The organism is Polaromonas sp., assembly GCF_041689105.1.
Classification (GTDB): Bacteria; Pseudomonadota; Gammaproteobacteria; order Burkholderiales; family Burkholderiaceae_C; genus Polaromonas.
On sequence record NZ_JBDNGU010000185.1, the window covers coordinates 1 to 22,251 of the forward strand.

A 22,251-nucleotide genomic window follows, 5' to 3' on the forward strand; every position below is an offset into this window, starting at 1 on the left:
GACCTGCTGAACAAGTTGGAGGCGGTGCGCCTGGTCTGCCAGGAGACCGGCTGTGCCCAGCGCTACCTGACGCACGATGCGCTCAACGCCATCGGGCAGGTTTCGACACGCATCGACGACGCACTCGGCACGACCGAAAACTCTGCGCGTTTCCTGAACTACCTGCACCGCGTGCAGGATCAGGACCTGACCCTGGGCATTGCGATGACCGACGCCAAGGGCGACCGCAGCAAACGCCCGCACGAGCAGTCCAACATCGACAGCTACCTGCACATCGTCGAGCGCAATGCCAAGGGCATTGTCATCAGCGGCACCAAGGCCATCGTGACCGGCGCGCCGTACATGCACGAGCTGCTGGTCATGCCCTGCCGCAACATGGGCAAGGAAGACGCTGACTTTGCCGTCTGCTGCGCCGTGCCGATTGACGCACCTGGCATCACCATCATCGCCCGGCCGGCCGGCCGCCCTGGCGAAAAAGTCGAGCATGGCGCGCCGCTTTTCAGCCGCAAGTACGGCCAGAGTACGGGTGTGGTGATGTTCGACAAGGTGTTCGTGCCCTGGGACCGTGTGTTTTACGCCGGCGAATGGGAGCATTCGGGCCACCTGACCTACAGTTACGCCACGCACCACCGCCACACCTGCATAGGCGCGCGCGCCGGTTTTGGCGACCTGTTGATAGGCGCTGGCGCGCTGATGTGCGAGGCGAATGGTTTTGATCCGGCCAGAGAAACCCATTTGCGCGAGCAGATGGTCGAGCTCATCACCATCACCGAGAGCTTTTTCGCCTGCGGCGTGGCCGCCAGCGTGTATGGCAAGGCCGACGAACACAGCCAGACCTTCATGCCTGACCCTGTTTTCAGCAACATCGGCAAGCTGCTGTTGGCCACCAAGATTTACGACATGCACCGCATTGCGCATTACGTGAGCGGCGGCCTGATCGTCACCCTGCCCGGCCCCGACGAGGACCACAACCCCGAAACCGGCGCCAAACTCTCCGAAGTGCTGCGCGCCAACCCGGAGGTGCCGTATGCGCAGCGCATTGAGACCGCGCGTTTCATCGAAGACCTGACAGCCGGCTACCAGGGCGGCTGGTACAGCGTGATCAGCCTGCACGGCGGCGGCTCGCCGGCGGCCATGAAGCAGGAGATTTACCGCAACTACCCGGTGGGCTCCAAGGTCGAGCTGGTCGAGCGCATTCTGGAAAGAGGCGTGGCGCACGACCCCGACCGCGCCATCACCCAAAACCGCCAGCCCGGCAAATGCTGCGACACCGGCTGCACCACGCCGGGCCAGCCGGTGATGGTCGATTTGCCGGCTGTCGTGGCGACGCTGCCGTCCAGACGCTGAAACTGGTTCGCTATTGGTTTTATAGCTGCTTGCGCCCGAACAGCGTGGGCTACAGGCATTTTTCTCTCAAAGTTTTGCGCCACAGCTAGGCCGGTGGCTGCACCGGCAATTCGGCAAACTTCAGCAGGCGGGTGGCCAGCAGGGTCTCGGCCAGGAAGCACAGCAGTGCCAGCAGGAAGCAGAACACGCCGGAGAGAAAACTCACCGTGGCGATCTTGAGGATGGGCAGATCGCTGGTTTCGCCAAGAAACAGCAGAACAATGGTCAGGCCGATCAGGATGGCGCAAAAAGTCAGCAGCGCCAGGCAGCCGTTGACCAGCCAGCCGCGGTACCGCAGTTCGCCGAGTTCGTCGTACATGCGCCTGGCCCGGGGTTCCTCCAGGCCGCCGTTTTCAAGCCGGTTCTCCAGAAAACGTGCACGGTCGATGATGCGGGCCAACCGGCCGGCCACGGCGGCGATCATGCCCGAGACTGCGGTCAGCAAAAACACGGGTGCCACCGCGAGCTGTATGCCGTGAGTGACCGTGGCAAGGTCAGACGCAAAGTTCATGCGGGCTCCGCGGATAAGTAAAGAGCCCTGCATTTTGTCATGTCCGAAAACTGTCGCTAATGTCTGACACGCGGCGCCGCCGCTGGAGAGCAAACTTCTACTCGGGCCATGAAGCATCGCAGCCGGCACTCAAACGCCCCCATGCTTGCCTACCGCGAAGGGCTACACGTCTGCGCCGGCCCGTGAAAACGATGCACGTCGAGCCCATGGCCGCCACTCTGGCGGTGATAGCATTGCCGGGCTGGTAGCCTGGCGCCGCTCTCGCCGCTGACCGTTTCTCCCGTGACCTGATCGAGGATATATGACCGTAGCCCCAAAGCCCGAAACCCTGCCCGCGCGGGCCAGCCAGGACGTGTTCCAGGAGGAGTCTGCCCGGTATGCGCTGCTTCGCCGCATCGCACCCGCGCTGCGTCACCACCTGGCCGGCACGATGCAGCCCATCGGCATGGTCTCGGCCATCATGGAGCGGCGCCTGCAGGCCGAGCAGCCGGATCTTGGCGTGCTGCGCGACAACAGCAAGTCGATCAGCACGCTGTCCCGCTCGGCCGCCAGCGCCGGCATGAACCTGATCACCTGGATAGCGCCCAAGGAAAACGGCATTGTTTCGCTGCAGGCCGGCGTGGAAGAGTGTGTTGGCATGCTGGGGACAGACCTGGCCTTCCGGGGATTCACCGTCGCCAACAACATCACTGCAGCGACCATGTCCACGCCGATCTCCGGACTGCGCAACGTGTTCACCGCCGCCCTGATTGCCCTGACCGACACCGCACTGGTGCCGGCCAGCATCGAGATCAGCAGCGAGCCAGCCGATGGCCACACCCTGGTGCTGATCACCGTGAGCAGCGAGCCCGGTGCCACCCCGCCGGAAAACCCACGCGCTTACCGCAAACTTGGCTGGGCCGACGTGGGCGCCCTGGCCAACGCCGAGCAGGTGGGCCTGGTCCATGAGGCGGGACGCGCGGAAATGCGCTTTGCCGCAGTGCAGGACGCGGATGTCACGGTCTGACAAGCCGCGGCAAACCTTGGCGAACCGTCGAAAGCTGTCGAGGCTATTGATTTGATAGCTATCTACCCATAGCCGACTTGGGCCAATAGGCCTTTTCACCCTCAACCCGGGCTCAGGCCCATAGTGCCTGCAGCACACAACCAGGCTCCCATGAACAAGAGCGGTATTCTTTTTCACATCGCCGGCCTGTGGCTGCTGTCCACGCTGGACGCCTCCGGAAAATGGCTGGTGCTGGCCGGTGTGCCTGTGCTGATGGTGTCGTGGGTGCGTTACGCCGTTCACACGGCGCTGATGACGGCCATCGTGCTGCCTTCGCGCGGCAAGGCGATCTTCAGGACGCAGTCGTTGACGCGCCAGCTGGTGCGCGGCTTCCTGATGATCGCCACCACCGTGCTGTTTTTTTCGGTGCTCGGGCGCCTGCCGCTGGCCGAGGCCACAGCGATCAACTTCCTGGCGCCGCTGTTCCTGATGGCCATGGCACCCTGGCTACTGCATGAAGCGCACCGCTTGCACCGCTGGCTGGGGGTGCTGGTCGGGTTCGCCGGCATGCTGGTCGTGGTGCGGCCCGGCGCGCAACTTGATCCCGTGGGTGTCGCGCTGGGACTGCTCACCGCGTTGACGTTTGCACTGTTTCAGATCTCCACGCGACGCGTGGCCCATGACGATCCGCTGACCACCAACTATTACGGCGGGCTGTTTGGCACCGTAGCCCTGACCCTGGCCCTGCCCTGGTTCTGGACAACGCCCGAGCTGTCACCCTGGGAGTGGGCGCTGCTGGTATCAACCGGTCTCACCGGTTTTTTGGGGCACTGGCTGCAGGCGGCGGCGTTCCGCAAAAGCCCGGCGAGCCTGCTGGCCCCCTTCAGCTACATGCAGATCATCAGCGCCGCCATTCTGGGCTGGCTGGTGTTTGGCCAGGCGCCGGGGCAGACCACGGCACTGGGCATCGCGCTGATTTGCCTGGCCGGTCTGGGCGTGGCGCTGACCGAGGCGCGCATGGCCTGGGTCCGTTCACACCCGTCGTGATACCCGCCAGGAGGCTGCAGGCCTGATAGCCCTAAGGCAGCAGTGGCAGGTTCGCCTTCTTCAGCGTCCGCAACACAAAGCTGGACTTGCTGTGGCGTATGCCCTTGATTTTGTAGAGCCGTTCGCGCAGCAGGCGTTCGTAATCCTGTGTGCCGCTGACCGCGATGCGCAGCAAATAGTCATAGTCGCCCGAAACCAGGTAGGCCTCGATGACCTCCGGGATTTTTGCCAGCGTTTCGCCAAATTTTTCCAGCGTGTTGTCGGAGTGGCTGTCCAGGGTGACCTGCACCAGCACGGTGTCGGCCAGGTCCAGCGCCGCAGCATTGATGCGCACGGTGTAGCCCTCGATGACGCCGGACTCCTCCATCTTCTTGATACGGCTCCAGCACGGTGTGTGGCTCAGGCCAACGGCATGGCCAATCTCCTGCAGGCTGGCGCGGGCGTTGGCCTGCAACACCTGCAATATTTTCCGATTAATCTTGTCCATAAAGAATTTTCTCCTTCAATTTTTGATATTAAAGAAAATTTTTACTGAATTGACCGGAAATCAAAAGAAATACGGAAGCACTTTCTTCGCGTCAACGCCGATACTTCTTGCTTGCAAACGGATTTACCGATACGTGTTGCAAGGCAAGCGCAGCAGCGGGTTACCGCCCGCTGCTGCGTTTGGGCATGGGGGGTCCGCCTCTTCAGGCGAACTTGCGCAGCGCATCGAGCGCCAGCCCGGTGCCTATGCTGCCAAACAGATCCCCTTCAACACGGCGCGCCCGTGGCAGCAGGGACGCCACCTGCGCACGCAACAAAGGCACGCTGCTGGCGCCGCCGGTAAAAAACACGGTGTCGACCGCATCGGCCGCCACACCCGCGTCACGCAACAGCTCGGTGATGCTGCGCTCCACCGAGCCAACCAGCCCGCCGATGGCGGCGTCAAAGTCCGCGCGCTGCAAAACTCGTGTTTCACCGGGGTCAATGCGGCCCAGATCCAGCACCGCCTGCGGTGCGCCGGACAGCGAGATCTTGGCCTCTTCCACCTGCATCGCCAGCCAGTGGCCCGCGCGTTCGCTCACGAGTCGCTGCAGGCGGGCGAGTTTGTCCCTTTCCTGCGCCTCAAGAAGCAGTTCACCGATCTGCGCCCAGGCCTTTTTTGTGTACGCAAAGTTGATGGTGTGCCAGGTAGCCAGGCTGAAGTACAGCGCCGAAGGCATCTGCAGCCCGCTCCTGAGCAGGCTGCCCAGGCCCAGCAGGGGCATCACGCTGGCCAGACTCAGGGACTTGTCGAAGTCGGTACCGCCTATGTGCACGCCGCCGCTGGCCAGGATGTCGTCGCGCCGGTCGGCCATGCCCACGCGCTCCGGCGCCAGGCGCACCAGGGCAAAGTCGGAGGTGCCGCCGCCAATGTCCACCACCAGTACGAGCTCTTCCCGCGTGATCTGCATCTCGTAGTCAAAGGCAGCGGCAATGGGCTCGTACTGGAAGGCAATGTCTGTGAAACCCACGGCGCGGGCGATCTCCGACAGGGTGTCCTGCGCCTGCCTGTCGGCGGCGGCGTCAGCGTCGACAAAAAACACGGGCCGCCCGAGCACCGCCCGCGTGAAACCCCGGCCGGCGGCGTGCTCGGCGCGGCGCTTGAGCTCGCCAATGAACTGCGCCAGCAAGGCGCGAAACGGCAGTGCGCGGCCGGCCACTTCGGTCTGCTCGTTGATCAACGCGGTACCCAGCAGGCTCTTCATGGAGCGCATCAATCGCCCCTCGTCGCCCGCCAGGTAATCGGCCAGCGCCGCGCGACCGTAGCTGATGTGCGCGTCCCCGGCGTGAAAAAAAACAACCGATGGCAAAGTCAGCTTGCCCTCTTCCAGCGCAAGCAAGGCAACCTGCCCGGGCGTACCCGCCAGAGCGCAGCCAGCGGTGGAGTTGGAGGTGCCGAAGTCGATGCCGCAGGCGTCGGGGACGGCTGGCGGGCTGCCCGCCATCAGGGCTTGAGAAAGCCGCCGTCGGCCCAGGCTGTGGCGCTGACACGGTTCAACTTGAAGGACGGCGACACCCGCTGCTGCGCCAGTTGCCCGCCGGCCTCGTCATGCGCACTCAGCGTGGCTGCGGGGTTGTCTTCATCGGGCACGATATCCAGCGACACCGTCACCCGGGCGCCGCGCGAGCTCACCGCCAGGCTCTGGTGCAGCGTGGCGTGTAATTGCTGCTCATGCCGCCGCACAAACTCGGACGCAGTTTTCACCAGGGTACTGAAGGCCGGGCCATCCAGCGGTTTGGGATTTTTCTTGTCACGCCCCATGGTCCAGGGGCCAACCAGTGCGGGTTCGGGCTCACCGTCCTTGATCATGGCCACGGCCCAGCCGTCGTCGTCTTCGTTTTTTAGCACGCGCGCGGTCCAGCCGTCGCCTTGCCAGAGCCGGGCTTGCTGCGTGGCGCCGACGACGCCAGAGGCGTCAGGGGAATCGAAGGAAGAAGAGTCGAAAGAGGAAGGGGAAGGTGAAGGGGCGATGTCGGTCACGGGGAGTTCTTGCAGTGGGGAAAAGCGCGAATGGCAGCCGCGATTTTAGCGCCCGCACCAGTCAGGGCTGTCCTGATTCCACGGTGCAGAATTCACGCCCCGCGTAAACCTTGATGACAGTAGCCTCTCCTCTGGTTAGGCTTGCCCATCGAGTTCTGCAACATCCCTGGAGACCCCATGACCAACCGCCGCGACTTCATCACCACCGCGACCGCCGCTGCCGCAGGCATCGCCCTGCCCTCACTTGCCAGAGCCCAGGCCTTTCCGGCACGCCCTATCAAGTACATCTGCCCCTGGCCTGCCGGGGGCTCGACCGATGCCGTGATTCGCGCGCTGGCTGAAAGCGCCGGCAAGACACTCGGCCAGACCATCATTGTCGAGAACAAGCCCGGCGCGGGCGGCATGCTGGGCGCCATTGAAATGCTGGGGGCCAAACCCGACGGCTATACGCTCACCCAGTTGCCGCACGGCGTCTTCCGCATTCCGCACATGCAGAAGGTAGCTTACGACACGCTGAAAGACTTTACCTGGATCGCCTGCCTGACCGGCTACACCTTTGGTCTGGTCGTGCCGGCTGATTCACCCATCAAAAGCATCCAGGACCTGGTGGCCTACGCCAAGGCCAACCCGGAAAAAATCACCTACGGCTCCACCGGCACCGGCACCAGCCCGCACCTGGCGGTCGAGGAATTTGCCCAAGCCGCCGGCATCAAGCTCACCCATGTTCCTTTCAAGGGCAATGCCGACAACATGCAGGCCATTCTGGGCGGTCACGTGATGGCCTCCAGTGACGCCACGGGCTGGGGCCCCCATGTGGAGTCCGGCAAGCTGCGTCTGCTGGCCACGTATGGCAGCAAGCGCACCAAGCGCTGGCCCAACGTCGCGACGCTGGAAGAACTGGGCTACAAAACCGTGTCAGATTCGCCGTTCGGCGTGTGTGGCCCCAAGGGTATGGACCCGGCCATTGTGGCGACGCTGCACGAGGCTTTCAGGAAAACCCTGAATGACCCGGCCGTGCTGGCCACCTTCGACAAGTACGACCAATCTGTGATCTACATGAACACCGCGCAGTACACCCGGTTTGCGCGCGAAACCTTTGTGACCGAAAAGACCACGATTGAACGCCTGGGGATGAGCAAAAAGGGCTGAATATCGTCAGCGTTCCAGCCATCGCTTAATTGGCAGGCAATCTGGCACAAGCCACGACAGGCAAGCCTTTCGTGGCTTTTTCACGAGCTTATCCACAGACTGGCGCACAGGATGCGGGGGTAAGTCGCCGCGGTCCGGGACCGCTGCGTTATCCTTGGCGTTTTATTTTCACGTCCGTCGCCATGCGCTTTTCCTTCCCCCGCATCTTCCTGGCCGCCGCTGCTGCCGCCACCCTGCTGCTGCTGCCTGGCTGCAAGGATGCACCTGGCGGCGGTGAAGCAGTCAAAGCCGCAGCTGGCTCTACGCCGGTGTCGGTGGCCGCAGTCGCGGCCGAAGCCACGGGCTTCTCCGTTGGCTCTGCAGTCAGTGCGCGCATCGTCTATGTGTTTTTTGATCCGCAATGCCCACATTGCACAGCCCTGTGGGAAGCCGCAAAACCGCTGAAATCACAGGCCAGGTTTGTCTGGATCCCGGTGGGCCTCCTCAACGCCTCCAGCACCGCGCAAGGCGCCACCCTGCTGGCCGCCAAAGACCCGGTGGCCGCGATGAACGAACATGAAATTTCCATGAAAGCGCAAGGCGGCGGCATCAGCGCCGGCAGCGACATCGATGCGAAAAAGGCTGATGTGGCTAAAAACACCGAGCTGCTGACACGTTTCGGCTTTGCCTCAATCCCGACCATCATCGGCAACCATGCCGAGACCGGTGCGCTGGTCACGCAGGAAGGCTCCATGCCGACCGCTGCGCTGGCAACTTTGCTGGGCCTGCAGGTACCCGCGCAGTAAGCCTGCCAGGATCCTGAAGAAAAAAGGTCCCTAGCCCTTTATCTGCGGGCGCCAGCAGCTCCTATTTTCATAGCGCCGAGCAGCCGCTCAAAAAAGAACGCGACTGCGAATGGTGCCGGGCACCTCAGCCAGCCTGGCCAGCGCCCTGTCCGAGCGCGCGGCGTCGATGTCGATCACCACATAACCGATCGCCTCGTTGGTCTGCAGAAACTGCGACGCGATGTTGATGCCGTCGCCCGCAAACACGCGGTTGATCTCGGCCAGCACGCCCGGCACGTTGCGGTGAATGTGCAGCAGCCGGTGTTTGCCAGGGTGCGCTGGCAGCGCGACCTCGGGGAAGTTGACCGACGAGGTCGAAGTTCCGTTGTCGCTGTACTTGACCAGCTTTTCGGCCACCTCGATGCCGATGTTGGCCTGCGCCTCCACGGTCGAGCCGCCCACGTGCGGCGTCAGGATCACGTTGTCCAGCCCGCGCAGCGGCGACTCGAACAGGTCCTTGTTGCTGCGCGGCTCAACCGGGAACACGTCGATGGCCGCACCCAACAGTTTTTTGGCGCGCAATGCCTCGGCCAGCGGCTCGATCTCGACCACCGTGCCGCGCGAGGCGTTGATCAGCACGCTGCCGGGCTTCATCGCGGCGATTTCGGCGCTGCCTATCATCCACTGTGTGGCCTTGGTCTCGGGCACATGCAGGCTGACCACGTCACATTGCGCCAGCAGGTCATGCAGGCGCGCCACCTGCTTCGCATTGCCCAGCGGCAGCTTGGTGACTACGTCAAAAAACACCACCTGCATGCCCAGCCCCTCGGCCAGCACCGACAGTTGCGTGCCGATGGAGCCATAGCCAACGATGCCCAGTGTCTTGCCGCGGATCTCGAAGGCGTTGTCGGCCGATTTGAGCCAGCCCCCCCGGTGCGCCACGGCGCTTTTTTCAGGCACGCCGCGCAGAAGCAAAATCGCTTCGGCCAGCACCAGCTCGGCGACCGAGCGCGTGTTGGAAAATGGCGCGTTGAACACCGCGATGCCGCGTTCACGCGCGGCGTTCAGGTCCACCTGGTTGGTGCCTATGCAAAAGCAGCCGACAGCGGCGAGCCTGGATGCGTGGGCAAAGACCTCAGCCGTGAGCTGGGTGCGCGAGCGGATGCCGACAAAATGCGCATCGGCGATTTTGGCCTTGAGCTCCTCGCCTTCCAGCGCGCCGGTCAGGCTTTCGATGTGCGTGTAACCCGCGGCCTTCAGCACCTCCAGGGCAGAGGGATGGATGCCCTCGAGCAGCAGAAATTTGATCTTGTTCTTGTCTATCGATGTTTTGAGCATGGAGGCAGGGGTCAGCGAGTGGTCGGGCACCGAGTATGAAGCACGGGGGTTCGCGCCCGCCGCCGCTCGGCTTTTACCCTGCCTGCCGGAAAGGTCAGGCAAGCTGGCCGCCAGCCGCGCTGGCGCTCAGTCCACCGGTGCTGGCACCGCGCGCGCGCCGCAGCTGGTGAACTGCGCCAGCGCCACACCCACCAGCGTGAGCGTCGCGCCGGTCAGCTTGATGCCGGTGTATTGCTCGCCGGCGAACAGCCATGCCACCAGGCCCGCGACCGGCGGCATCAAATACATCAGCGGTGCGGTACGCGCCACACCGCGGACGGCGTTGACCCAGCCCCACAGCAGCCAGCCCAGAAAGGCCGACACTGTGACTGACCAGACCAGGCAGGCCCAGACCACCAGCGACGCTTCGCCCCAGGGTGCCGACAGCCCGGCCGGCATGGCGAACAGCACCACCGGAACGCTGCCCAGCAAGGTGGCATAAGTCATGGTCACCACGCCGCCGTGGCGCTCGATCAGCGGCTTGGCGGCCACCGTGTAATAAGAGAAAAAACTCGCCGCAACCAGCAGGAACAGGTCGCCCCCGGTGGCCAGCCAGCGCCCGCCCAGCAATTTGTCGGACAGAAAAATCAGCACGCCGGCAAAAGCCACGGCCACACCGGCGATCTGCGCCTTGTGCAGCCGCTCCAGGCCCATGAGGCGCAGGATCAGCAGCGTGAAGATGGGACCGCAGGCCAGGATCAGCGAGCTGGAAAACGCGGTGGACCAGTGGATGCCATAGGTGACCATGCCCACGTGCAGGAAGTGGCCCGCCACACCCAGCCGCGCCAGTTCCCAGAAATCGCGGCGCGTGATTTTCGGAAAATGCATGCCGTAGCGCCACAGCAGCAGGGCCAGCGCACACACCGGCATGATCAGGTAGCGCGCAAACAAAAAGCCGCCGGGACCCACCACGTTGAAGACAAACTTCTGCAGCGAGAAGTTGACGCCCCACACAGCCACCAGCACCAGCGCCACCCCCAGAGCCAATGCGGCCTGCCGGCTGGCCTGGCCATCCTTTTCAATGTTCATCCGCCGACCTGCCTTGTATTTATAAGGAAAAGGCCATCAGCCCAATCACTACGGGCGCATGCAGCTATCATTTTTGAAGCATAGCAGCTTCCCGGTCACACTGCATGGCGCGGGCGTTCAACGGCGTGATACAAACACCGCTCGCGTTTGAAAGGAACACCTTGAAATTCAAAATGGCTGAAAAGTCGCTCTTCGCCATCCTGCTGCGTTCGCCGTGGTGGATCAGCCTGTCCATCACGGTGGTCATTACCGGCGCTTCCAAAGCCCTGCTGCCCCCGGAATACTTCTTCTTCGGCGCGATGGGCGGTTTTCCGTTTGTCGTGATTGCACTGATCACACTTTGGCGCCAGTTGAGAGCGCCCAGCACCGCGCATGTGGCCGCAACCCTGGCTCGGGTAACTGCAATGTCCTGGCGTGATTTCTCTGCGGCGCTGGAGCAAGCCCTGGCGCGAGAAGGTTTTGAGGCAAGGCGCCTGGACACGGCTGCCGCTGATTTTGAGCTGCTCAAAGCTGGCCGCAGCGTGCTGCTCAGCGCCAAGCGCTGGAAGGCCGCGCGCCTGGGGCTGGAGCCTTTCCAGGCGCTGGAAGCTGAGCGCAGCTCACGGGACGCGAGCAGCTGCATTTGCGTGACCACCGGCCACGTGACCGACCAGGCCCGCGCCTTTGCTGCCGCCCACCAGATCCGCGTGATCGGGGGCACGGAGCTGGCGCAGCTGCTCAGGCCTGTCCTGGCAGAGCGATAAACTGATCTGTTTTTGATAGCTGCCAGCGCCCGGCTGGCGAGGGCTAGTGGTCAATTTGACCATCAACGTCGACCAGGCGCCTTGCCAGCCACCGGGTAGGCCCTGACCATCCAAAGGTACATCAACGCTCCGCCCAACAGGGAAGCGGCGGCGATCTCCAGCGAGAGCGTGAAGCCCTCGCCCACGCTGCGGCTGCGCTGCAGCAGCAGCGCAGCCAACGGCGGGCCAGCGATCTGGCCGATGCCATACATGACCGTGAGCAGGCCCATGTAGCTGGCCGCGGCGGCGGGCCGCAAGCGCCGCACTTCCTGCATCGCAAAAAAAGTGATGGCGGTGAATGGGATGCCCAGCAGCAGGCTGCCCAGCGCAAAGCCGGCTTGGTTGGGGCTGAACACGCTGGCGGCGATACCGAGCGCCTGGACAAAGTAGCAACCGGCCAGCAGGTAGCGGTAGTCACCCGTGGCTGGCAGGCGCGTGGCCAGCAATGCGCCAATGATGACGCCCAGGCCGAAGATGGGCCAGAAGAAATCAATCCAGAGTGAGCCCGGCATGGCCTCGCGCGCAATCACTGGCAAAAAAGTCGCTGTAATGATGTAACCGAAACCCGCCAGGCCATACGCCAGGGCCAGCAGCAGCATCTGTTTGCGGCCGGCTGGCGCGTCAATGCGCGGCACTCCCGACAGTGCTGCTGCGCTGCTGGCGCCCTGCCCCTCCCGCCCATGAAAGGTGCGCCAGACAAACGCGGTCAGCAGTGCGGCCAGCAGGCCAAAAATCAGCCAGCCCGCCGCAGCCTTCCAGTGCAGTGCGACCATGCCACTGGCAAACAGCCCGCTCAGCACGATGCCGGCGCCCGGCCCGGCATAGATAACGGCACCCATCATGGGCGCATTGCGCCGCGCCAGTTGTGCCAGGCACCAGCCTGAGGTGTAAACAAACACCAGCGCGCTGGCCACACCTGCCGCAAAACGTAGCAGCGGCCAGGCGGCCGGCACCTGCAGCGCCATGCCCAGGGTCAACAGGCTGGTCGCCACCAGACCGGCTCGCACCCAGGTGGGCGCGGCGATCTGCGGCAGGAAGCTAAAACGCCTCCAGATCCAGGGCTGAAAGGTGCACAGCAAGGCACCCACCAGGTAGCCGAAATAATTGGCGCTGGCCAGCCAGCTTGCGGAGGGCAGATCAATCACGCCATCGCTGAGCATCATCGGCAACAGCGGCGTGAAGGCGAAGCGGCCGATGCCCATGGCGATCGCCAATGACAACAGGCCGGCGATGGCAATGGTCCAGCGGCCCGGCTCTCCTGCGGAAGGGGTCAAGGCAGCACTTTCAGCGGCTTGGCGGCAGGCGCGTCCACCAGCGCCATGCGGCGGCGCAGACGCGCGACTTCGTCAAGGTCGCCGCCCTTCTCGGCCAGCTGCGCCTGCACACCCAGCCAGGCCAGCAGCGGCCGGCGCCAGCCTTGGCTGGAGGCCGTGTCCACCGCCTGCTGCAACACCGCCGGACTGGCCCGTCCGGTCTGGAACATCACACCTGCGGCCACCAGCCGCGACAACGGGTCGGCACTGGCTGCCAGCGCGCCGGCATCACCGGACGCGGCTGCGCGTTGCGCCGCCGGCAACAGGGCTGCGTCCTGGGGCTGCAGCCGGCCGGTCAGGTAGTCGGCATAGGCGCGTTCCGGGGCAGGCGCATCCCGACGCAGGCGCTCAAAGCCTGAGCAAGGCTCAAACACCAGGCTGGCGACGCGGCTGGCGCAGCGCAGCAGCTCGATGCGCGCCACCAGTCCGGTGCGTCCGGTGCTGGAGACTTCGCTGAGCGCGCGGCCGAACTCGACCGCCTCGACCCGTGTGTTGCCTTCCATGTAGGCGACGACGGCGCGCTCGCTGGCGGTTTTGGCTTCGAGCTGCCAGTCGGCCGGCTTCGGGCCGCTGCTGCAGGCAGCCAGCGCCAGCAGCACCAGCGGTAACAGAAGAACAAGAATTTTTGCAGGGAATCTCATGGCAGCTTGATCTCCGTGTCGCGGGCAAACGGCCACTTGCGGTTGACCTCATTGATCAGGCTGTCGACCTTGCGCAGGCTGGACTCGACCTCGCCGCGCAAGCTGCCCAGGTCATCGGTGGCAGCGCGGGCATTCGCGCCCACCGCCTGCGCCTCGACCAGCACCGCATCAACTTTCTTCAAACTGGTCCGGGCTTCGCTGAGCAGGGCATTGAGCTGCACCACGGTGGCGCGGGCCCCGGGCATGACACCGTTGGCGCCAAACACCTGGGTGTCGGTCTTGGCGGCCAGGCCGTCGAGCTTGGTCAGCAAGGCGTTGGTGCGGTCCAGCGTGGCGATCAGTTTTTTGGCTTCGGCCTCATTGCCCAGCAGCACGCTGAGCGCGCCGCCAGGGCCATTGAGCCGCTCGGTGAGCTTCTGGAAATTGCCAAGACTGGCGCTCACCGCGCCCTCGCTGGCGGTCAGGCTGTTGAGATTTTCCAGCAGTTCCTTGGCCGCCGCTACAAGCCTTGGAATTTCTGCGCCGGTGTCGCCGCGCAGCACCTCGCGCATCGCACCGTCGGGCAGCGGCGGGTCCTTCAGAATGCCGCTGTAGGCGCGGATGTTGGTGCTGCCGACCAGGCCGCGCACCAGCGTGAACACGCTGGAGGTGCGCAGCCAGTGCGCGTCGCGTGTGGGCACGTCGATGATGATGCGGGCCTTGCCATCGTCGGCCAGCTCGATGCGGCGAACACGGCCTATCGGAAAGCCGGAAAACGTCAAATCCATACCAACCACCACGCCTTCGGAGTCGTCGGACACCAGCACCAGTTTTTGCGTGCTTTCAAACAGGCCCCGCGCATACAGCACATACAGCGCCGAGCCGATGACCAGTGTGGCCATGAAGACCAGCAGCAACACCGCCTTGAATTCCAGGTTGGCCACCGGCGGCAGTTGCACCTCATCATCCACCGCTGACGTTGGCCTGCCTGCTGTCGAGGGTGTCTCTGTGGGTTCGCTCATGGTGTGGGTGAATTCATGGTGGAAGTCCGGTTTTAATAATAGTTGCCCACCAGGGACAACACCTCGATCAGCAGGATCACGGCAAACATGCGCACCAGCATGCGTAATGCGGCGCTGGCGCGCAGGCTTGGGGCTGTCGAGTCATACAGGCCCGAAGCCATGGGAATCAGCGACACCGCGAGGCTGAAAAACAGGGTTTTAAGCAGAAAAATCAGCGTGACCTCGGGGTTGAACACCTGGCCAAACAGCCGGGTGTAGACCGCCACCCCGGCCAGGGTGAAGCCATACACCGCCAGATAAGCCATCACCAGCGCCACCACGCAACTGAGCGCGGCCAGCGTGATGGTGGAAAAAATCCCCGCAGTAACCCGCGGCAACACCTCGTGGCGCACCGGGTCCACGCCGCGCTGGCGCAGCGCATCGAGCGCGCCGTTGCGGCGCAGCTGCGACAGCTCCACGCCGCTGGCGATCGCGCAGCGCAGGGCTACAAACATCGCCGCCGTCAGCGGAATCAGCTCCAGCACCAGCACGCGGATCACCACCTGCAGCGCGTACTGCGACAGACCGTAACTGATCGCTGTGACGATCACGATACGCGTGATGACCACCGTGATCAGGGCACACATCAAGGTAAAGCCGAGCAGGTTGGGGGCTGTGTTGTGATAGATGTGCCGGGCCAGCACCTGCCGGCTGGCACGGTTGTAGCTGGACGGTGAAAGCGCCAGCACCAGCACCAGCGCCCCCAGATGGACAAGGCGCCACCAGCCCAGCAGCCAGGCCTGCGCCTTGCGGTTGAGTTCCGCATAGGTGTCCCGGCGCGCCTTTGAAGTCATGCAGGCATGATAGCGGTGAGGTGCGCAGCGTGCATGGCTCAGGCCAGGGGGCCGACCTCCAGCGGCAGCGAGCCATTGGGGATGCCGCCAAGCACCTTGAGCCTGTTGGCGCCGGCTGCGATCGCCTGGCGGTCACCTTCCCACAAAGCACGGACATAAGCCTGGTAATCCGGGTGCCATTCAGCGGCGCCGTCTACCGCGGCCAGCGCGCCTGAGGCATCCACCAGGGACCGCACATGCGCCGCAACTTCCACGGCAAGCGTGCAGGTGGTGTTGATCTCCAGGTCGTAGTCCTCACTGTCCGGTGTCAGGCCAGTGGCGCCAAACAGGTCGAACACCTGCGCGATGGCGGCTGCTGAGGCCGGGTCCAGCGACTCCAGACCGGTTTGCGGGTCGAGCGTTTTCTCCGCAGGAAAAGCGGCTTGCTCCGCAGCCGCAAGCAGTTGCTCGCAAAATGATGCATTCATGTCCCGGTCTCGGTAATTGATGACGCACCGCCATCGTCACGGTGTAGGTGAGAAGTTCAGGCCATGCCGGTAGCCACCTCAGACGGTGAGCGACCTGCAGTAGTTCAGAAATTCGTTCATTTCGCTGCTCTTGTCGAACACTGCGTCGGCGCGCAGCGCCAGGCACTTCTGGCGCACGTCGTCGTTGAGCTCCCCGCTCAACACCACCACACGCTGGTTGGCCCTGCGCGTGGTGCACCAGCTGAGCGCGCCCACACCGCTGCCCTGCTTCAGGTGCAGATCCACCACGGCGAGGTCCCAGGCACTGTCGTTGGACGACAACCAGTTGGTCGCGGAGATTTCGTTATCTGCACAAAACAGAATCTCCACCGGCGCCATGTCGCGTAGCGCGTCCACAATGATGTTTCGCAGCACCAGGTTGTCCTCAATGACGACGACCTTCAGGGAGCAATGCCCTGCTGGTTTTCCGCGACCCATTTCTTTTTCCCGCATACAACCTTTGTTAGTGCGCTCAGTGTAGAGGCGCAGGGCACCGCGAACTCGCCTGAATCCGGCCATGCGCTGTAGGACAAAACCCACACCAATCGCGCCGCCCGCGCGCCAAGGCGCTGCGGCTCAGCCCAATTTTCGGGAAGGCGATGGCGGCGTCTGGCCGGAGGCGCCTTTCCTCAGCACACTGATTTCGCCGTCCCCCTCGATAAACGCTGCCTGAACTTCGCCCAGATCCTTGACGCCCTGGGTACGCAGCTGGCTCCACAACTCTTCCATGGTGATCAGCTCCCGGCGCATGTTCTTGCGCAGCAGGCGACCGTTTTTTACCAGCAACAGGGGCGCGGGTTCCACGAACTTGCGGATGCGCGGTGAGTGAAAGCTGCACCAGTCCAGCAAATAGTTCCAGCCGGCAATCGTCAGCACCAGAATGCAGCCGTCGGTGATGGACTCGTAGCCGCCCGACATGGCGTTCTGAGAAGCGTCCGCGATCAGGACCAGCAGGAGCACGTCGGCGATGCCGAGGGCGCCCACGTCGCGGCGCAAGACGAACCGGAACAGCAAAAAGAGCAGCCAGTACATGGCCGTGCCCCGCAGCACGAGTTCCAGGGGGTTGACCGACAGGCTGAACAGGTTCTGGAGATCAGGTGCGTTCACGGCTGCCGCGCGCTCAACGCTGGTTGAAACGGTAGGTCGGCTTGGGCACCCAGGGTTTGGCAACCTGCTTGTCCAGTTGCGAGCCGGGTGCAAATGGCCAAGCCTTGCGCACCGGCGGGTCACTGCCGCCGGGCGGTGCGGCTCCATGCCCGGCGCTGACGCGGTTGTTCAATTCCGTAGCAGGTACTTTGGTCACTTCAATACAACCCTCTTTGGCCACGTGTTCTCCAATGTGAGGCAGTGCTTGAACCACAGGGCTGCGGGCCACGACTGCACGATCAGAAAATCTTAAACACGGGTAGGCGGGAACTGTGTAGGAAAGGGATGAAACGGGGGTAGGTCTGGCAGGGGCATTCAGGGCAAGGACAATACAGAGATCGCCGTACAGCCCCAAAAAAAAGCGCGCAATCAGCTATTCAATTGATAGCAATCGCCCCGGCCGCTCAAGCCGGAAGACTGGCCATCTCTTCGCCAAGTCGAACCCCCGCGCCTGGAACCCACGCCGGGTTGAAGCGGCAAGGCCCTTGCGGAAACAGCATCGCCACGGTGGAGCCGAGCAGAAAGCGCCCCATCTCATCGCCCTGCCGGAGCGCCACCGGCTCCCCGTCGTAGCGCCACTCGCGCACCTGGCGCGTGCGTGGTGGGTTGACCACGCCGTGCCACACGGTGGCCATGCTGCCGACGATGGTGGCACCCACCAGCACCAGCACGAAGGGACCGCGCGCCGATTCAAACACGCAGACCACCCGCTCGTTGCGGGCAAACAGGCCGGGCACGCCGCGCGCCGTCGCCGGGTTGACTGAAAACAGCTCGCCCGGCACATAAATCATGCGCGTGAGCCGGCCATCGGCAGGCATGTGGACGCGGTGGTAGTCCTTGGGGCTGAGGTAAATCGTGGAAAAACTGCCACCGTCGAAACGCGCAGCCAGCTCGCGGTCGCCGCCGACCAGCGCGGTGGTCGAATAGTGATGCCCCTTGGCCTGGAAAATCTGGTCGCCCTTTATGGCGCCGAACTGGCTGATCGCACCATCGACCGGGCAGATCAGATCGGCCGCGGCCAGCGGGCGTGCACCGGGTTTGAGCGCACGCGTGAAAAAGTCGTTGAAACTGGCGTAAGCCGTGACGTCGGGGTTGGCCGCCTCGGCCATGTTGACGCCATACTTGCCGATGAACCAGCGAATGATGCCGGTGGTGATCGCGCCGCCCCGCATGGACGCGATATGCCTGCCGAATTCAGTGATGGCCCGCTTGGGCAGCAGGTACTGCAAAAAAACTTCGAATCGTTCGGACACGCGGGCTCGCTCTGGTCGGGAAAATGAGCCATTCTATAGACGCAAACGCCAGGTTCGGGCCGACCACCCGCTCGCGCCCTTGGCGCTTTACTGCGGTTGCAGGCGCAGCAGCCGGCCCTGCGTGCTGTCGGTCAGCACATACAGCAACCCGTCAGGCCCCTGTCGGACATCGCGGATGCGGCCGACGCCTTCGAGCAATTTGTGTTCGCGCACCACCTTGCCCTTGAAAGGCTGCTCGAGTTCGATGCGGTTCAGGTAGCCAAACTTCAGCGAGCCGACAAACAGATTACCCTGCCAGTCCTTGCCGTACCTGTCGCTGGTCAAAAACACCATGCCCGAGGGGGCGATCGAAGGCACCCAGTAATGCAGCGGCTGCTCCATGCCGGTTTTGCTGGTGAGGCCCTCGCCGATCCTGCCGCCGCCATAGTTCTCGCCATAGGTGATCACTGGCCAGCCGTAGTTGCGGCCAGGCTGCGGCAGGTTGATTTCGTCGCCGCCCTGCGGGCCATGTTCATGGGTCCAGTAGGTGCCGTCGGGCGCCAGCGCAGCGCCCTGCATGTTGCGGTGGCCATAACTCCATATCTCGGGCAAGGCTCCCGCCTGGCCAGCGAAAGGGTTGTCTTTGGGAATGCTGCCGTCCTTGTTGATGCGAACCACCTTGCCATGGTGGTTGTCGAGCTTTTGCGCGTCCTGCATGCGCGAATACCGGTCGCCCAGGGTCAGGAACAAGCTGCCGTCGGGCTGACCATCCTTGCGGCCCTCGACAATGCGGCAGCCAAAGTGCGCGCTGCTGGAAAACTTGGGTTTCTGGCTGAAGATGACCTTGACGTCTTCGAGCCGCGAATGGTCGGCCGCCAGGCTGGCCGAGGCCAGCGCCGTGCTGTTGCCGCCCCCCGAAGCCGCCGGCTCGGAATAACAGAAATAAACCCGGCGATTGACCGTAAAACCGCTGTCGGTCACCACGTCGAGCAAGCCGCCCTGCCCGCCGGCATCCATGGCGGGCAGGCCCGCCAGTGGCGGGCCCAGCCGGCCATCGGCTTCGACCACCCGCATGCGGCCGGGCCGCTCAGTCACCAGAAAACGGCCCTGCGGCAAAAATGCCACGGCCCACGGGTTTTGCAGCCCCACGGCAACGGGCTCGGCACGTACCCCCTGGCTTTGTGCCTGACTGAACGCGGTCAGCCCTGAAAACGCTATCAAAAACATAGCTAATCGTGTATGTCTGACGAGGGCTGAGTGCATATTTGACGCTCACTTTCATGCTGCGGGGCAGATCCGGCCGAAGGCGACTGTATCAACAGGCAATATGCCACCATAGATGTGCCAATGCTGACCGGCGGTCTTTTGTGCGACCCACCCGAAACAGGCGAGGAAAAGTCTGATCCGTTTAATATCTTTACAAATCAATGGCTTAACATCGCAATCTAGAAAAAACTTTAGCTTGACGTAGGACATATCCTTCAAGTACCCTTGCGCCCATGCGATTCACCCTGCTCGTCACCAGCCTCCTGCTTGCCGCCAGCGCGCAGGCCGCGCCGGGCCATTCCGGTGACGACATGGACAAGTTCCTGGCCGACAAAGGCTTGCTCAACCGGATTGACCAGGTGCGTCAGTCGGTCGGCAACAAGGCCTCGGAGCTGGTTATCACCGCCATGGGCTTTCTGGGCGTGCCTTACCGGCGTGGTGGCAACTCGGCGGAAACCGGTTTTGACTGCAGCGGCTTCGTGCGCGCCATCTATGAACAGACGGCTGGCCTCGTGTTGCCACGCCGCGCTGAGCAGCAGGCCGCAGCCACCGAAAACATCGACAAAAAAGACCTGCAACCCGGCGATCTGGTGTTTTTCAACACCCTCAGGCGCACCTTCAGCCATGTCGGCATCTACGTCGGCGACGGCAAGTTCATCCACTCACCCAAGCCGGGCGCTGAAGTTCGCGTCGAAAGCATGGGTGTCGCCTACTGGGCCCACCGCTTCGACGGCGCTCGCCGCGTACAAGGCACCGCGCCTGCCAACATCTCGGGCGAATAAGCCGGGCACGCCGGCCCGGCCAACACCACACTAGTCGGCCTTGACGCCGGCGTCCTTGATCACCCTGGCCCACTTGATGGTTTCGGCAGCGATAAACGCGTCAAACTCTTCCGGTGTGCCACCGGCCCCAAAGGTCCCCATGGCGTCCAGTCGCGCGCGGGTCTCGTCGCTGCGGATGATGCGCCCCACTTCGTCTGACATGCGTTTGACAATATCCTTGGGCGTCGCTGCAGGTGCCAGCATGCCGGCCCAAGTGCTGCCGGTGAACCCGGCGAAGCCTTGCTCGATAAAGGTCGGAACATCGGGCAAGGCAGGCAGCCGGCGGTCGCTGGCCACGCCAATCAGGCGGACCTTGCCCGCCTTGCCCTGGTTGATCAGCCCGGTCGGGGCATCAAAAAAGAGCTGGATCTGCCCGCCGATCAAATCTGTCAGCGCTGGCACCGCGCCGCGGTAAGGAATATGCACCATATAGGTTTTGGTGATGGCCTTGAGCAGTTCGCTGGTCAGGTGCGCGGCCGAGCCGTTGCCCGACGACCCAAAGCTGATCTTGCCGGGGTTCGCCCGTGCATAGGCAATCAGCTCTTTGGCGGTCTTGAAAGGCGCGTCGTTGTTGACGGCAGCCAGCAGCGGCGATACACCCATCAGCGACACACCGGTCAAATCCTTGCGCGGGTCATAGGGCAGCTTGGGGTACAGGGTGGTGTTGGCGGCATAAGCCGCAATCACTACTGCAAACGTGCTGCCGTCGGCCGGCGCCTTGGCCAGCAGGTCCACCCCGATGATGCTGTTGGCGCCCGGTTTGTTGTCGATGGTCACGGTTTGCTGCAAGCGGTTTTGCAGGCCCACCTGGACAATGCGCGCCATCTGGTCGGTGAACCCGCCCGGTGTGTAGGGCACGATGATGCGTATCGGCTTGTTCGGCCAGGCCGGCTGGGCCAGCAGTGGCGCGCAGATGCTGGCGGCACCGGCCGTGATGGCCAGGTTGAAACGGCGGCGTGACACTGACGCTGTGGACTTGGATTCGGACATGAGTTCTCCAGAAGGGATCGCTCATTTTGGTGCACCGGCCGGACACCGGCCAGCGGGTTTGCCCCTGAAAAATACCACTCAAAGGTCAAGGTGACGCCTGCGCGACGCACGCAGTTCTGCAAGGCAGAACTGTGTCACTCTCTTCGATCGCGGCGAAAGTCACCTCAATGCCTTGAGGCAAGGCGCGTGCGGATACGGCCATGGTCTTGGGCAGAAACAAGTCAAAGCGCTTGACGTTCACCTTCTGCCAGATCTTGCCCAGGTCGCCGTCGGCGCCGTTCATCAGGCCACCTATCATTTACCCAATAGGCGAACTGATGGGCTTTGGCCATTCGGCCACTCCAGCGAGCCAGCCCTATTTATGGCAATGGGCTTAAGCCCAGCTCTTTCAGGAAGTCGTTGTGCTTTTGCTTTGCCGTCGCAATGGCCTTCTCGATCTTGACCAACTCGCCATGCGTCGCTTCCAAGTCAATCTCCGTCTCACCCACCGCCGTGCTGATGTAGCGGGAGATGTTCAGGTTGTAGTCGTTCTTCTCGATCTCTTCCATCTCTACCCGGCGTGAGTAGCGGGGCGCTTCCTCACGGAACTGGTAGGTTTTGATGATCTTGGCAATGTTCTCGTCCGTCAGTTGGTTCTGGCGCTTGCCTTTGACGAAGTGCTCGGCCGCGTTGATGAAGAGCACGTCGTCGGGCTTCTTGCACTTCTTGAGGACCAAAATACACACCGGAATGCCGGTCGAATAAAACAGGTGGTTCTTCGTCGAATCCACTGTGAATTTTCCTTCACTCCAGCACAATTCAGTTTTCCAAATTGATTGCCTGTGCTATGAAAGATACCGCGCTGTACGAACACCTTCTTGGACTGAAGACGCCCTGGTCGGTGAAGAAGGTTGACCTGTCTTTGGCAGACCAGCGAGTGGTGGTCGAGGTGGTCCTGAAGAAGGGCCAAGTGTGGGCTGACCCCAC

The 22,251-nt window shown here is 63.1% G+C and carries 25 protein-coding genes and 2 pseudogenes; 8 read left to right on the forward strand and 19 right to left on the reverse strand.

The window, feature by feature from the left end; all coding sequences use genetic code 11:
* The coding region (locus ACESMT_RS18410) for a 4-hydroxyphenylacetate 3-hydroxylase N-terminal domain-containing protein (protein WP_372828045.1) at positions 1-1,347 on the forward strand (1,347 nt) is incomplete at its 5' end.
* Between the two features lie 85 nt (positions 1,348-1,432).
* On the opposite strand, the gene ACESMT_RS18415 is transcribed toward ACESMT_RS18410, so the two are convergent.
* Positions 1,433-1,897 carry a DUF2721 domain-containing protein gene (locus ACESMT_RS18415; protein ID WP_372828046.1) on the reverse strand — a complete coding sequence of 155 codons (465 nt, stop codon included), beginning with the start codon at positions 1,895-1,897 and terminating at the stop codon, positions 1,433-1,435.
* 301 nt (positions 1,898-2,198) lie between these two features.
* Between ACESMT_RS18415 and ACESMT_RS18420 the strand changes: the two genes are divergently transcribed.
* Positions 2,199-2,903, forward strand: a complete 705-nt coding sequence (locus ACESMT_RS18420; RefSeq protein WP_372828047.1) for a hypothetical protein — start codon at positions 2,199-2,201, stop codon at positions 2,901-2,903.
* Positions 2,904-3,053: 150 nt separating this feature from the next.
* Positions 3,054-3,929 (forward strand): DMT family transporter, encoded by an 876-nt coding sequence (locus tag ACESMT_RS18425; protein ID WP_372828048.1) that lies wholly within the window; start codon positions 3,054-3,056, stop codon positions 3,927-3,929.
* 31 nt (positions 3,930-3,960) lie between these two features.
* Here the strand turns inward: ACESMT_RS18425 and ACESMT_RS18430 are convergent, their stop codons facing one another.
* The 3 genes from ACESMT_RS18430 to ACESMT_RS18440 all read right to left on the reverse strand — a co-directional run bounded on the left by ACESMT_RS18430 (position 3,961) and on the right by ACESMT_RS18440 (position 6,426).
* Positions 3,961-4,416 carry an Lrp/AsnC family transcriptional regulator gene (locus ACESMT_RS18430; protein WP_372828049.1) on the reverse strand — a complete coding sequence of 152 codons (456 nt, stop codon included), beginning with the start codon at positions 4,414-4,416 and terminating at the stop codon, positions 3,961-3,963.
* Positions 4,417-4,618: 202 nt separating this feature from the next.
* Entirely contained in the window at positions 4,619-5,899 is a 1,281-nt protein-coding gene (locus ACESMT_RS18435; protein ID WP_372828050.1) for an Hsp70 family protein, read from the reverse strand.
* Positions 5,899-6,426 (reverse strand): hypothetical protein, encoded by a 528-nt coding sequence (locus ACESMT_RS18440; protein WP_372828070.1) that lies wholly within the window; start codon positions 6,424-6,426, stop codon positions 5,899-5,901. The genes ACESMT_RS18435 and ACESMT_RS18440 overlap by 1 nt, the downstream gene beginning before the upstream one ends.
* A 186-nt stretch (positions 6,427-6,612) precedes the next feature.
* On the opposite strand from ACESMT_RS18440, the gene ACESMT_RS18445 reads away from it, so the two are divergent.
* Together ACESMT_RS18445 and ACESMT_RS18450 are read left to right on the forward strand one after the other, a co-directional pair.
* A complete protein-coding gene (locus ACESMT_RS18445) occupies positions 6,613-7,584 on the forward strand; it encodes a tripartite tricarboxylate transporter substrate binding protein (protein WP_372828051.1) in 972 nt (323 codons plus the stop codon).
* Positions 7,585-7,766: 182 nt separating this feature from the next.
* Positions 7,767-8,369: a thioredoxin fold domain-containing protein gene (locus ACESMT_RS18450; protein WP_372828052.1), complete on the forward strand. Its 603-nt coding sequence runs from the start codon at positions 7,767-7,769 to the stop codon at positions 8,367-8,369.
* Positions 8,370-8,456: 87 nt separating this feature from the next.
* Here the strand turns inward: ACESMT_RS18450 and serA are convergent, their stop codons facing one another.
* Both serA and ACESMT_RS18460 read right to left on the reverse strand, forming a co-directional pair.
* A complete protein-coding gene (gene serA, locus ACESMT_RS18455; protein ID WP_372828071.1) occupies positions 8,457-9,686 on the reverse strand; it encodes a phosphoglycerate dehydrogenase in 1,230 nt (409 codons plus the stop codon).
* 126 nt (positions 9,687-9,812) lie between these two features.
* The gene (locus ACESMT_RS18460) at positions 9,813-10,754 is read right to left on the reverse strand and encodes a DMT family transporter (protein WP_372828053.1); all 942 of its coding nucleotides are present in this window, start codon (positions 10,752-10,754) and stop codon (positions 9,813-9,815) included.
* Between the two features lie 161 nt (positions 10,755-10,915).
* Here ACESMT_RS18460 and ACESMT_RS18465 point away from each other — a divergent pair, with 161 nt between their 5' ends.
* Positions 10,916-11,497, forward strand: coding sequence for a restriction endonuclease (locus ACESMT_RS18465; protein ID WP_372828054.1), 582 nt, complete (start codon positions 10,916-10,918; stop codon positions 11,495-11,497).
* Between the two features lie 62 nt (positions 11,498-11,559).
* On the opposite strand, the gene ACESMT_RS18470 is transcribed toward ACESMT_RS18465, so the two are convergent.
* From ACESMT_RS18470 to ACESMT_RS18515, 10 genes are all read right to left on the reverse strand, one after another.
* Positions 11,560-12,810 carry a YbfB/YjiJ family MFS transporter gene (locus ACESMT_RS18470; protein ID WP_372828055.1) on the reverse strand — a complete coding sequence of 417 codons (1,251 nt, stop codon included), beginning with the start codon at positions 12,808-12,810 and terminating at the stop codon, positions 11,560-11,562.
* Positions 12,807-13,490 (reverse strand): hypothetical protein, encoded by a 684-nt coding sequence (locus tag ACESMT_RS18475; protein ID WP_372828056.1) that lies wholly within the window; start codon positions 13,488-13,490, stop codon positions 12,807-12,809. Before ACESMT_RS18475 ends, ACESMT_RS18470 begins: the two co-directional genes overlap by 4 nt.
* Entirely contained in the window at positions 13,487-14,491 is a 1,005-nt protein-coding gene (locus ACESMT_RS18480) for an MlaD family protein (protein ID WP_372828057.1), read from the reverse strand. Before ACESMT_RS18480 ends, ACESMT_RS18475 begins: the two co-directional genes overlap by 4 nt.
* A gap of 32 nt (positions 14,492-14,523) precedes the next feature.
* Complete coding sequence (locus tag ACESMT_RS18485; RefSeq protein ID WP_372828058.1) at positions 14,524-15,324, reverse strand: MlaE family ABC transporter permease; 801 nt, start codon at positions 15,322-15,324, stop codon at positions 14,524-14,526.
* 38 nt (positions 15,325-15,362) lie between these two features.
* Entirely contained in the window at positions 15,363-15,791 is a 429-nt protein-coding gene (locus tag ACESMT_RS18490; protein WP_372828059.1) for a hypothetical protein, read from the reverse strand.
* Positions 15,792-15,869: 78 nt separating this feature from the next.
* The gene (locus ACESMT_RS18495; RefSeq protein ID WP_372828060.1) at positions 15,870-16,283 is read right to left on the reverse strand and encodes a response regulator; all 414 of its coding nucleotides are present in this window, start codon (positions 16,281-16,283) and stop codon (positions 15,870-15,872) included.
* Between the two features lie 123 nt (positions 16,284-16,406).
* The gene (locus ACESMT_RS18500) at positions 16,407-16,937 is read right to left on the reverse strand and encodes a DUF421 domain-containing protein (RefSeq protein WP_372828061.1); all 531 of its coding nucleotides are present in this window, start codon (positions 16,935-16,937) and stop codon (positions 16,407-16,409) included.
* A gap of 13 nt (positions 16,938-16,950) precedes the next feature.
* Entirely contained in the window at positions 16,951-17,205 is a 255-nt protein-coding gene (locus tag ACESMT_RS18505) for a hypothetical protein (RefSeq protein WP_372828062.1), read from the reverse strand.
* A 175-nt stretch (positions 17,206-17,380) separates the two neighbouring features.
* Complete coding sequence (asd, locus tag ACESMT_RS18510) at positions 17,381-18,229, reverse strand: archaetidylserine decarboxylase (protein ID WP_372828063.1); 849 nt, start codon at positions 18,227-18,229, stop codon at positions 17,381-17,383.
* Between the two features lie 87 nt (positions 18,230-18,316).
* The gene (locus ACESMT_RS18515) at positions 18,317-19,435 is read right to left on the reverse strand and encodes a PQQ-dependent sugar dehydrogenase (protein WP_372828064.1); all 1,119 of its coding nucleotides are present in this window, start codon (positions 19,433-19,435) and stop codon (positions 18,317-18,319) included.
* Between the two features lie 272 nt (positions 19,436-19,707).
* Here ACESMT_RS18515 and ACESMT_RS18520 point away from each other — a divergent pair, with 272 nt between their 5' ends.
* Positions 19,708-20,256 carry a C40 family peptidase gene (locus ACESMT_RS18520; RefSeq protein ID WP_372828066.1) on the forward strand — a complete coding sequence of 183 codons (549 nt, stop codon included), beginning with the start codon at positions 19,708-19,710 and terminating at the stop codon, positions 20,254-20,256.
* A gap of 30 nt (positions 20,257-20,286) precedes the next feature.
* On the opposite strand, the gene ACESMT_RS18525 is transcribed toward ACESMT_RS18520, so the two are convergent.
* From ACESMT_RS18525 to ACESMT_RS18535, 3 genes and pseudogenes are all read right to left on the reverse strand, one after another.
* The gene (locus tag ACESMT_RS18525; RefSeq protein ID WP_372828068.1) at positions 20,287-21,285 is read right to left on the reverse strand and encodes a tripartite tricarboxylate transporter substrate binding protein; all 999 of its coding nucleotides are present in this window, start codon (positions 21,283-21,285) and stop codon (positions 20,287-20,289) included.
* A gap of 85 nt (positions 21,286-21,370) precedes the next feature.
* On the reverse strand, positions 21,371-21,568 hold the full coding sequence (locus ACESMT_RS18530; RefSeq protein WP_372828069.1) for a hypothetical protein: 198 nt from the start codon (positions 21,566-21,568) through the stop codon (positions 21,371-21,373).
* 76 nt (positions 21,569-21,644) lie between these two features.
* Positions 21,645-22,034: pseudogene (locus ACESMT_RS18535) on the reverse strand (N-6 DNA methylase); the annotation flags it as partial.
* Between the two features lie 77 nt (positions 22,035-22,111).
* Between ACESMT_RS18535 and ACESMT_RS18540 the strand changes: the two are divergent.
* A pseudogene (locus ACESMT_RS18540) lies at positions 22,112-22,251 on the forward strand (ISL3 family transposase); the annotation flags it as partial.

Bases quoted from the DNA above. Each gene is read 5' to 3' on its own strand.
- ACESMT_RS18515 (WP_372828064.1), bottom strand. From the start codon at position 19,435: ATGTTTTTGATAGCGTTTTCAGGGCTGACCGCGTTCAGTCAGGCACAA.
- ACESMT_RS18520 (WP_372828066.1), top strand. From the start codon at position 19,708: ATGCGATTCACCCTGCTCGTCACCAGCCTCCTGCTTGCCGCCAGCGCG.
- ACESMT_RS18525 (WP_372828068.1), bottom strand. From the start codon at position 21,285: ATGTCCGAATCCAAGTCCACAGCGTCAGTGTCACGCCGCCGTTTCAAC.
- ACESMT_RS18490 (WP_372828059.1), bottom strand. From the start codon at position 15,791: ATGAATGCATCATTTTGCGAGCAACTGCTTGCGGCTGCGGAGCAAGCC.
- ACESMT_RS18415 (WP_372828046.1), bottom strand. From the start codon at position 1,897: ATGAACTTTGCGTCTGACCTTGCCACGGTCACTCACGGCATACAGCTC.
- ACESMT_RS18425 (WP_372828048.1), top strand. From the start codon at position 3,054: ATGAACAAGAGCGGTATTCTTTTTCACATCGCCGGCCTGTGGCTGCTG.
- ACESMT_RS18480 (WP_372828057.1), bottom strand. From the start codon at position 14,491: ATGAGCGAACCCACAGAGACACCCTCGACAGCAGGCAGGCCAACGTCA.
- ACESMT_RS18530 (WP_372828069.1), bottom strand. From the start codon at position 21,568: ATGAACGGCGCCGACGGCGACCTGGGCAAGATCTGGCAGAAGGTGAAC.
- ACESMT_RS18445 (WP_372828051.1), top strand. From the start codon at position 6,613: ATGACCAACCGCCGCGACTTCATCACCACCGCGACCGCCGCTGCCGCA.
- ACESMT_RS18495 (WP_372828060.1), bottom strand. From the start codon at position 16,283: ATGCGGGAAAAAGAAATGGGTCGCGGAAAACCAGCAGGGCATTGCTCC.
- serA (WP_372828071.1), bottom strand. From the start codon at position 9,686: ATGCTCAAAACATCGATAGACAAGAACAAGATCAAATTTCTGCTGCTC.
- ACESMT_RS18475 (WP_372828056.1), bottom strand. From the start codon at position 13,490: ATGAGATTCCCTGCAAAAATTCTTGTTCTTCTGTTACCGCTGGTGCTG.
- ACESMT_RS18460 (WP_372828053.1), bottom strand. From the start codon at position 10,754: ATGAACATTGAAAAGGATGGCCAGGCCAGCCGGCAGGCCGCATTGGCT.
- ACESMT_RS18485 (WP_372828058.1), bottom strand. From the start codon at position 15,324: ATGACTTCAAAGGCGCGCCGGGACACCTATGCGGAACTCAACCGCAAG.
- ACESMT_RS18450 (WP_372828052.1), top strand. From the start codon at position 7,767: ATGCGCTTTTCCTTCCCCCGCATCTTCCTGGCCGCCGCTGCTGCCGCC.
- ACESMT_RS18435 (WP_372828050.1), bottom strand. From the start codon at position 5,899: ATGGCGGGCAGCCCGCCAGCCGTCCCCGACGCCTGCGGCATCGACTTC.
- ACESMT_RS18420 (WP_372828047.1), top strand. From the start codon at position 2,199: ATGACCGTAGCCCCAAAGCCCGAAACCCTGCCCGCGCGGGCCAGCCAG.
- ACESMT_RS18430 (WP_372828049.1), bottom strand. From the start codon at position 4,416: ATGGACAAGATTAATCGGAAAATATTGCAGGTGTTGCAGGCCAACGCC.